The sequence below is a fragment of the Anaerotignum sp. genome (assembly GCF_031981185.1).
Classification (GTDB): domain Bacteria; phylum Bacillota; class Clostridia; order Lachnospirales; family Anaerotignaceae; genus Chakrabartyella.
In genome coordinates this window covers 1-8,393 of the sequence record NZ_DALYUL010000050.1, presented here as the reverse complement: position 1 = coordinate 8,393, position 8,393 = coordinate 1, and the positions used below count along the sequence as shown (strand labels likewise).

The window sequence follows — 8,393 nt, the reverse complement described above, 5'->3', positions numbered from 1 at the left end:
GTAAGGGAAAAGTTAGATTTGTCGGAAGAACAAACCCTTAATATTATTATAGACAATATAGAATATATTGTCAAATTAAGGGAGGAAATTTAGAATGATAGATTTTAAGAGTTCAGCAGTATTCAAGCTTACACCAACAAAAAACGACGAGGGCTTTAAATTAGTGGAGCCTATGTTAGTGGATAACGAAAGTGTTTTTGCGTCTTTTAAAACAATTCGTGATATGGTGGTATTTACAAACAAAAGAGCAATCGCAATTAATGTTCAAGGAATTACAGGAAAAAAGAAAGATTTTACTTCTCTACCATACAGTAAAATTCAAGCTTTCTCTGTAGAAACTGCTGGCACATTAGATTTGGATTGCGAAATTGAACTCTGGTTTAGCGCTTTAGGAAAAGTTAAATTCGAAATCGTAGGAAGTTTTGATATACGTAGTTTTAATAGACTTCTGAGCAACTATATCCTTTAAAAATAAATCCCCCACTCCGCTACCAACGAAGTGAGGGACAAGCGGTCATACCGTGGTACAACTGCCCTACTCAAGCTAATTGTATCACAAGACCGCCTTGTTTACCATACCTAAAAATACTAAGGAGGTCTTATTTTTATGGCCAATGCTAAAAAATTGCCATCTGGACAGTGGCGAGTGCAAATATTCAGTCACACTGAAATAATAGATGGAAAACCTAAAAAATAAGAGAAAGCTTTACTGCCCCCACTAAAAAAGAGGCAGAATATCAAGCCGCACTTTTTAAGCTCAAAAATGAACGGCATATAAAAGTTACAATTACATTAGGGGATGCTATTGAGGGATATATAAATAGCAAGGATCGCATACTGTCTCCATCAACCATAAGAGGTTATAAACGAATTAAGAAGACATATCTTCATGGGTTACAAGACCAGAAGCTATTCGAGATAACTAACCTAAAAATACAAGTTGCTCTAAATCAAGAAAAAAAAGCTAGCAATCTATCTCCCAAAACAATGCGCAATATCGCAGGTTTATTATCCTCATCTATTAAACTGTTTAATGAAGATTTTAAGTTTATGCTAAAAAGCGTTTATCAGCATACTGAAAATCAAAAAAGAAATGAAATAAATAACTTTATGAATGAATGCGTTGACGACTTTTTGGATAATGGTTCACACAAAGTTCACACGCAAAAAAATAACCCCCGGTTTACGAGGGTTCTAGACAGCTGATAACGGGATTCGAACCCGTGACCTCCGCCTTACCAAGGCGACGCTCTACCTACTGAGCCATATCAGCATAGCTACGAAAAATATTTCGTCAGCCTGTATATATTATCACATTGTTTTTGTTTCGTCAATACTATTTTGCTCCAAAAAACGCTCCATTTTCTTTTTTACCCGTTGCAATGCATTATCAATGGATTTTTCATTTTTTTTCAAGCTCTTTGCAATTTCAAAATAACTTCTGCCTTGCAAATAGAGGGCTAGAACTTTGGTTTCAAAACCACTTAAATTTTTCACCATCTGGGATTCAATAAAATCTTTGTTTTCTTGTCCAATGAATAATGCTTCAGGATTTAATAGCTCCCCTTCTTGCAATAAATCAATATAGGTTTGCTCTGAATCATCATCAAAGACTGGTTTATTCAAAGATATATAGGAATTAAGGGGCTGATGCTTATATCGCGTCGCGGCCTTAATTGCTGTAATCATCTGGCGATTCACACATAACTCTGCAAAGCCACAGAATGATGTATTGCGTTCTGCATTGAAATCACGAACAGCTTTATATAGGCCAATCATCCCCTCTTGAATAATATCCTCACTATCTGCTCCAATCAAAAAATATGCCCGGGACCTTGCTTTTACCAGGGGCTTAAATTTATCCATTAAATATTCTTCTGCCTGTGCATTTCCTTGCTGAGCCATTGTTACTACTACTTCATCTTTAAATGCCCCAAACCTTATGTCACTGGACTCTGGGGCCTGAGCCGTGCCTTTTCCTTCTTCTACTTTGTTCTCCGCAACGCTTCTATCCATTCCAACGCCTCCCGGTCAAGATGATCTGCTAGCAAATTATTTTTCGGCGGTCTATTTTCAATAAACCGTTCCCTTAAATAATCCGTTTCTGCTTGAATTTCTGTTCTTAACTCCTTTGCCGTCATTCTTGTGGCACCTTGCCCATAAATAATGAGCTGTTCCAACCCATCTCCTGTGGCCACACGAACCCTATAATGCTTTGGCATGGCAGTAACTACTCTTTCTATATAATGATCCGCCGTTTCCGCCTCTTTGGTATAAACAACAAATATATTTTGATATTGGTTCGCAGACCCAATACTTCCTTTCACCAAATACCCATCAAAAACTAAGATAATCGTTGTGCTTTTTACCCCTTTATAATTCGAGAGGATATCCATAAGCTTTTGCCTTGCGCTTTCCAAACTTACATCACGAGCCAACTCTTTTAAATCATCCCAAGCATGAATGATATTGTAGCCATCTACCAATAAGAATTCCTTATGCAAAAGCGCCCCCTCCATTCTGTAGTGATATACACAATAGAGTAACATATTTTGTCGCAATTTGCAAAACCACTATTTACATTCTAATTATTATTTTAAAATAGTTACATTATTCCTTGGAAAATTTTCTTTGTCGTACAACTTCATACATTAAAAGCCCTGCCGCTACCGAAGCATTTAAAGATGAAATCTGCCCATACATAGGAATAGAGGCTGTAAAATCGCAATTTTCTCGAACAAGACGGCTTACACCTTCCCCTTCGCTACCAATTATCAAGGCCAAAGGTCCCTTCATATTGGTATCAAAATGGTCTAATCCCTTCATATCCGCACAGGCAATCCACAGACCTTCTTTTTTTAGTTTTTCCATGATCTTTACAATATTAGTTACTCTGGCTACAGGGATGTATTCAATGGCACCTGCCGAGGTCTTACCCACTGTAGCATTTAACCCCACGGAACGGCGTTTCGGTATAATCACTCCATGAACTCCTGCACATTCCGCTGTACGCAAAATTGCCCCTAAATTATGAGGATCTGTAATACCATCCAATAACAAAATAAAAGGGTCTTCCTGTTTTTTTCTGGCAATTTCCAAGATATCCTCAACCTCAACATATTCATGGGCGGAAACCAATGCAATAATACCTTGATGATTTTTCGTCTGAGAAAGCTCGTCCAGCTTCTGTCGGCTTACTTCCTGAATCACTACACCCTTTTCCGTTGCCATAGCAATAATCCGCTTTATGGTTCCCTCTAGATTTCCCTTTAGTACCAATAGCTTTTCCATATCCCTGCCACTTTTTAATACTTCTAGCACAGCATTTCTGCCCTCTAACTGATTTTCGTTAAATTCTCTTTCTTTTTTATCCACAAAAATGCCTCCATCTTTATCCTTAGACAACTCACAATCCATATTCACCATGTTATAGAAAGCCGAAGGAAAAGGTTTTTCTACCTCCTTCGGCTTATCATTCGTTCTATTTTTCTATTATATCCGCCATACCCAAAGAAAACAAGCTTATTGCCCGTTGTTTTTCCCCTTTTAAATACAAATATCCAAATAATGCCTCAAGGCCAGTGGCATGACGATAATCCATCAAGTCTGCATTTTTGGGTGTAGTGAAAGACTTTGCGTTACGACCCCGGCGAAAAACAGAAGCTTCTTCCTCTGTCAATTGCTCCGCAATGCGAAAATACATGTGGGCTTGCGCCTTGGCATTCACTAAATCTTTTGCTTTCTTGTGTAAACGGTTTACCGGGGCATTTCCATCTGTCAGTACCGTCAATCTGACAAACATTTCATAAACCGCATCCCCTATATACGCAAGGCCAAGGGGCGACATCCCTTTGGGATCGACCTCCCCTTCACCACCTAAAATTAAATCAAGCTCTTGTAAATCCATATTTAACCTCTAAACCACTGTACGCCCTGACGAGTATCCTTAATCGTAATTCCCATGGCTGTTAATTCTTCTCTAATTGCATCGGCTGCGGCAAAATCCTTGGCTTTCTTTGCCTCATTTCTTTTTGCAATCAGTGCCTCGATTTTTTCTGTTTCTTCATCGGAGATACTATCTTCACTCAACTCGGCAACACCCAATACACTACATAAGTGATCTAGCATATCCTGAATTTTTGAAGCATATTCCTTGGAAGCACCTGCTTTTACAGCAATATTGCTAAAACGAACCAATTCATAAATTACGGAAATGGCATCAGCAGTATTAAAGTCATCATCCATGGCTGCTTCAAATTGATCTTTGTAACCTTCTAAATCCTTAGCCTGGCTCTTTTCATCTTCTCTAATAGCGCCCGTAGGGGCATTTTCGATAAAGAAGGCAAGCTCTTTTCTAGCGTTTTTAATGCGCTCCAGACCATTCTGGCAAGCCTGCATTAAATCACGACTGAAGTTGATAGGGCTTCTATAATGGCCATTTAATATAAAGAAACGAATCACTTCATAAGGGAATTGAGCTGCAATATCTCTTACCGTAAAAAAGTTCCCTAAGGATTTAGACATTTTCTCGTTGTCTACAGTAATAAAGCCATTGTGCAGCCAATATTTCGCAAATTGGCAACCATTGCATGCTTCACTCTGAGCAATTTCATTTTCATGGTGAGGGAAAACCAAGTCCTCACCACCAGCATGAATATCAATATGCTCACCTAAATGGTGCTTTGCCATAACGGAGCATTCAATGTGCCAACCAGGTCTTCCTTCACCCCATGGTGAGGTCCAGCTGGGTTCCCCCTCCTTTTTAGGTTTCCAAAGGACGAAATCCGTAGGGTTTTTCTTAGCATCATCTATCGAAACACGTTCACTACCACCAGCAATCAGTTCATCTAAGTTTTTACGAGATAATTTTCCGTATTCTGGAAACTTCTTTGTATCATAGTAAACAGTTCCCTTATCTTCATAAGCAAAGCCTTTATCAATCAAGTCTTTTACCATCTCAATAATTAAGTCCATTTCCTCTGTTACACGAGGGTGAACGGTAGCTCTTTTAACATTTAAGCCATCGGCATCATGAAAAGCTTCTTGAATGTAGAGATTAGAAATTTCCTGCATGGTGCTATTTTCTTTATTTGCACGGTTAATGATTTTATCATCTACATCCGTAAAGTTCTGTACATATGTTACTTCATAGCCCTTATATTCCAAATAACGTCTTACAGTGTCAAAAACAACGTAGGGTCGTGCATTGCCAATATGAATATAATCGTACACCGTGGGGCCACAAACATACATCTTTACTTTGCCTTCCTCCATGGGGACAAATTCTTCCTTTTGTCTGGTTAGGGTATTATAAACCTTCATATGTGATTCATCCTTTCTATTCATTCATTTCAAAATATAAATATTCTTTACAAGCACTTTCATCTAAAGCCTTTCTCTCAAAAAGCTCTATTACCAATAATACGTCTTCAGAAAAACTCGTTTGAAAATGATTGCTTCTATTTTGCAATTATATCATATATTTATAAAAAATACTTATATTTTCCACCAGAATATAAGATTTATACTGCTCTTCTTTTGCATCCTGTTAACTCCTCAGGCGCAACGGGTGAAATACGCATGCCATCTTTTCGAACCACCATAACAGGGGAGCCAACAGCAGTTACATTGTCCGGAATATCTTGAATTACCACAGAACCAGCACCAATTTTGGAATTTTTACCGATTGTAATAGGCCCCAAAACAATGGTGCCTGCACCAATCATAACGTTATCTTCCACTGTTGGGTGTCGTTTATTTTTATCTTTCCCTGTACCACCCAAGGTTACACCATGATACAGCATTACATTATCGCCAATTTCCGCTGTCTCCCCAATTACAATGCCCATACCATGGTCAATAAAAAAGTTTTTTCCGATTGTTGCACCAGGGTGAATCTCAATTCCCGTAATGAAACGTGAGAATTGTGATACCAACCTTGCTAAGAAATACTTATTTTTCTTGTAAAGTGTATGAGCAATTCGGTGATTAATTACGGCCCAAAAACTGGGATATAAAAAAACCTCAATACTGCTTTTAATTGCAGGGTCTTTTTCTTTAATAACTCTGATTGCATCCTTTAACATAATAATTCCTCCTATTTTTAAGATAACCTCATTTTCATAAGCAATTGGTGTTTAGTAATCCCATTTTTAATTTGGGGTAATTGTAAAGCAAGAAATAAAAAAGCTTCGTCTTTATACAAATAAAGACGAAGCTATATATTCTCCGCGGTTCCACTTTAATTAGACGGCCATCACCATCTCTCTTTAGGACTGTAACGTTGTCATCGGACACAGACTACTCATGTTTCGCCTGCTCAGTTCAGGAACGCACTTCATCCCTCCCCACCTATAAGCGACTCCCACCCAAGTATCTCAAGATGTTGACAGATAAAACCATGTATTCATGATTTCAAATCTCACCACCTTTCACCAAGGTCGCTATTCTCTGTTAGGCAAGAAAAGGATTACTCTTTTCCATCATAACCTTTTTCTTATTTAGTTTTCTTGCAAAAGGCAAACTGCCGTAGCAGCAATACCTTCACCTTTTCCTGTAAAACCCAAGCCTTCTTCCGATGTTGCTTTTACGTTCACTTGATTCCTATTTATTTCCAGTGTTTTTGCAATTATCTCACACATTTCAGGAAGATAGTGTGCCAATTTAGGCTTCTGGGCTATAATTGTTGCATCGATGTTAATTATACAATATCCCTTTTCAGAAATCAAGTATAAAACTTTGGAAAGCAACTTTAAGCTATCTGCACCTTTATATACTTCATCTGTATCAGGAAAATGCCTTCCGATGTCCCCCAATGCAGCTGCGCCTAACAGTGCATCCATAATTGCATGTAATAAAACATCTGCATCTGAATGTCCTAATAAGCCCTTTTCAAAAGGGATTTCAACTCCACCAAGAATCAGTTTGCGTTTCTCAACCAATTTATGCACATCATATCCAGAGCCAATCCGCATTTTTTTACCCCTCTTTTAATATATGCTTGGATGTAAAAAATTCCACTACCAAAACCACCCTTTTTCTTTCTGTCCCCCCTACTATACCCTGACCAATTCATTCTGTCAAGAAGATGAATTTAAAATAAAATTTACGGTGCTAAGGTTGGAAGGAGTTCTAAGTTAACCATACCTTATCGAATAAAATTTGTTCTATGTGTTCGTTCTACCTCAGGCAATGAAATTCCACTTTTCATCCCTGCATCAATATTTTTTAACATCCATGCCATATTTGCTCCAATATTTCTCATAGTTTGCAATCCCTCTGCGTCTTGCTTAACCTCATCAGGAGAATTACCGTGCACCATATTCCAATAACTTGAGGCTACAATAGGCATCATTGCAATGGTAAAATATTTATTGATTACATCAAATGATGCCGTAGTTCCACCTCGTCTCGCAGAAACAACAGCTGCCGCCGGTTTAAAGTTAAACGGGTTCCTAATCGCAGTGGTCGAACAGTAGAAGGCTCTATCTAAAAAAGAGAGCAAACGACCACTAGGATGAGCATAATATACAGGAGAACCAAAAATAAACCCATCAGCGTCCTGTGCCATTTCTACAAACCGGTTTACGTCGTCATCGTTGAAAATACATCTTCCTTCGTGACACTTGCCACATCCAATACAATCTCTGATAGGTTTTGGGCCCAGTTGGAAAATTTCATAATCCACCCCTTGTTTTTCAAGAGCTACACCAACCTCTGTCAGTGCAGTAAAGGTACAACCTTTCAAGTTTGAACTTCCGTTAACCATTAATACTTTCATGCTTTTTGCCTCCTTATTTCATTGTATTGTTTCTAACATAAATAATTACTTATGATGCCAATTTTCATATAATTACTTTTGTCGTATATAAAAGCTATTTGCATATAATTTTATTATTAGTTTGAATTGAAATCTACAAGTAAATTCCATTTAAATACAAAAAAACACCCATTTCTCAGGATGCAATAAGTCAAGTCATAGCGGAGGAGGGATTTGAACCCCCGACACTGCGGGTATGAACCGCATGCTCTAGCCAACTGAGCTACTCCGCCACATTTTAAATTTCGTAGAAAAATGGGAGTTACAGGGCTCGAACCTGTGACCCTCTGCTTGTAAGGCAGATGCTCTCCCAGCTGAGCTAAACTCCCATAAACGACTCAGAAGGGGCTCGAACCCTCGACCTCCGGCGTGACAGGCCGGCGCTCTAACCAACTGAGCTACTAAGCCATATTTAGTTAAAAATGGGTCTTCAGGGACTTGAACCCGGGACCGTCCGGTTATGAGCCGGATGCTCTAACCAACTGAGCTAAAGACCCAAAATGCTGTGCTCAGTTAAAATTTAAGCCGATGATCGGACTCGAACCGATAACCTGCTGATTACAAGTCAGCTGCT

At 38.6% G+C, this 8,393-nt stretch carries 9 protein-coding genes, 5 tRNA genes and 1 other annotated feature; of the genes, 1 reads left to right on the top strand and 13 read right to left on the bottom strand.

Features of this window, described 5'->3' with window-relative positions:
* The first annotated feature begins 94 nt into the window (after window positions 1-94).
* Window positions 95-469, top strand: a complete 375-nt coding sequence (locus tag RTK36_RS16170) for a PH domain-containing protein (RefSeq protein WP_312048250.1) — start codon at window positions 95-97, stop codon at window positions 467-469.
* Between the two features lie 731 nt (window positions 470-1,200).
* Here the strand turns inward: RTK36_RS16170 and RTK36_RS16165 are convergent.
* The 13 genes from RTK36_RS16165 to RTK36_RS16105 form a co-directional block, all read right to left on the bottom strand.
* A tRNA-Thr gene (locus RTK36_RS16165) sits at window positions 1,201-1,273 on the bottom strand.
* A 38-nt stretch (window positions 1,274-1,311) separates the two neighbouring features.
* On the bottom strand, window positions 1,312-2,016 hold the full coding sequence (gene sigH, locus RTK36_RS16160) for an RNA polymerase sporulation sigma factor SigH (protein WP_312048249.1): 705 nt from the start codon (window positions 2,014-2,016) through the stop codon (window positions 1,312-1,314).
* Window positions 1,986-2,504: an NYN domain-containing protein gene (locus tag RTK36_RS16155; RefSeq protein ID WP_312048248.1), complete on the bottom strand. Its 519-nt coding sequence runs from the start codon at window positions 2,502-2,504 to the stop codon at window positions 1,986-1,988. The genes sigH and RTK36_RS16155 overlap by 31 nt, the downstream gene beginning before the upstream one ends.
* A 106-nt stretch (window positions 2,505-2,610) precedes the next feature.
* Window positions 2,611-3,375 (bottom strand): 23S rRNA (guanosine(2251)-2'-O)-methyltransferase RlmB, encoded by a 765-nt coding sequence (rlmB, locus tag RTK36_RS16150; protein ID WP_312048247.1) that lies wholly within the window; start codon window positions 3,373-3,375, stop codon window positions 2,611-2,613.
* A gap of 106 nt (window positions 3,376-3,481) precedes the next feature.
* Window positions 3,482-3,907: a Mini-ribonuclease 3 gene (locus RTK36_RS16145; RefSeq protein ID WP_312048246.1), complete on the bottom strand. Its 426-nt coding sequence runs from the start codon at window positions 3,905-3,907 to the stop codon at window positions 3,482-3,484.
* A 2-nt stretch (window positions 3,908-3,909) separates the two neighbouring features.
* Window positions 3,910-5,322 (bottom strand): cysteine--tRNA ligase, encoded by a 1,413-nt coding sequence (cysS, locus tag RTK36_RS16140; RefSeq protein ID WP_312048245.1) that lies wholly within the window; start codon window positions 5,320-5,322, stop codon window positions 3,910-3,912.
* Between the two features lie 200 nt (window positions 5,323-5,522).
* On the bottom strand, window positions 5,523-6,086 hold the full coding sequence (gene epsC / locus RTK36_RS16135; RefSeq protein ID WP_312048244.1) for a serine O-acetyltransferase EpsC: 564 nt from the start codon (window positions 6,084-6,086) through the stop codon (window positions 5,523-5,525).
* A gap of 118 nt (window positions 6,087-6,204) precedes the next feature.
* Window positions 6,205-6,495: a binding site (T-box leader), on the bottom strand.
* A gap of 5 nt (window positions 6,496-6,500) precedes the next feature.
* Entirely contained in the window at window positions 6,501-6,974 is a 474-nt protein-coding gene (gene ispF / locus RTK36_RS16130; protein WP_312048243.1) for a 2-C-methyl-D-erythritol 2,4-cyclodiphosphate synthase, read from the bottom strand.
* Window positions 6,975-7,147: 173 nt separating this feature from the next.
* Complete coding sequence (locus RTK36_RS16125; protein WP_312048242.1) at window positions 7,148-7,780, bottom strand: flavodoxin family protein; 633 nt, start codon at window positions 7,778-7,780, stop codon at window positions 7,148-7,150.
* 198 nt (window positions 7,781-7,978) lie between these two features.
* Window positions 7,979-8,052 (bottom strand) — tRNA-Met (locus RTK36_RS16120).
* 23 nt (window positions 8,053-8,075) lie between these two features.
* Window positions 8,076-8,148 (bottom strand) — tRNA-Val (locus RTK36_RS16115).
* Window positions 8,149-8,153: 5 nt separating this feature from the next.
* A tRNA-Asp gene (locus RTK36_RS16110) sits at window positions 8,154-8,227 on the bottom strand.
* A gap of 15 nt (window positions 8,228-8,242) precedes the next feature.
* A tRNA-Ile gene (locus RTK36_RS16105) sits at window positions 8,243-8,316 on the bottom strand.
* Between the last annotated feature and the right edge of the window lie 77 nt (window positions 8,317-8,393).

Bases quoted from the DNA above. Each gene is read 5' to 3' on its own strand.
- RTK36_RS16125 (WP_312048242.1), bottom strand. From the start codon at position 7,780: ATGAAAGTATTAATGGTTAACGGAAGTTCAAACTTGAAAGGTTGTACC.
- RTK36_RS16145 (WP_312048246.1), bottom strand. From the start codon at position 3,907: ATGGATTTACAAGAGCTTGATTTAATTTTAGGTGGTGAAGGGGAGGTC.
- ispF (WP_312048243.1), bottom strand. From the start codon at position 6,974: ATGCGGATTGGCTCTGGATATGATGTGCATAAATTGGTTGAGAAACGC.
- epsC (WP_312048244.1), bottom strand. From the start codon at position 6,086: ATGTTAAAGGATGCAATCAGAGTTATTAAAGAAAAAGACCCTGCAATT.
- cysS (WP_312048245.1), bottom strand. From the start codon at position 5,322: ATGAAGGTTTATAATACCCTAACCAGACAAAAGGAAGAATTTGTCCCC.
- RTK36_RS16170 (WP_312048250.1), top strand. From the start codon at position 95: ATGATAGATTTTAAGAGTTCAGCAGTATTCAAGCTTACACCAACAAAA.
- sigH (WP_312048249.1), bottom strand. From the start codon at position 2,016: ATGGATAGAAGCGTTGCGGAGAACAAAGTAGAAGAAGGAAAAGGCACG.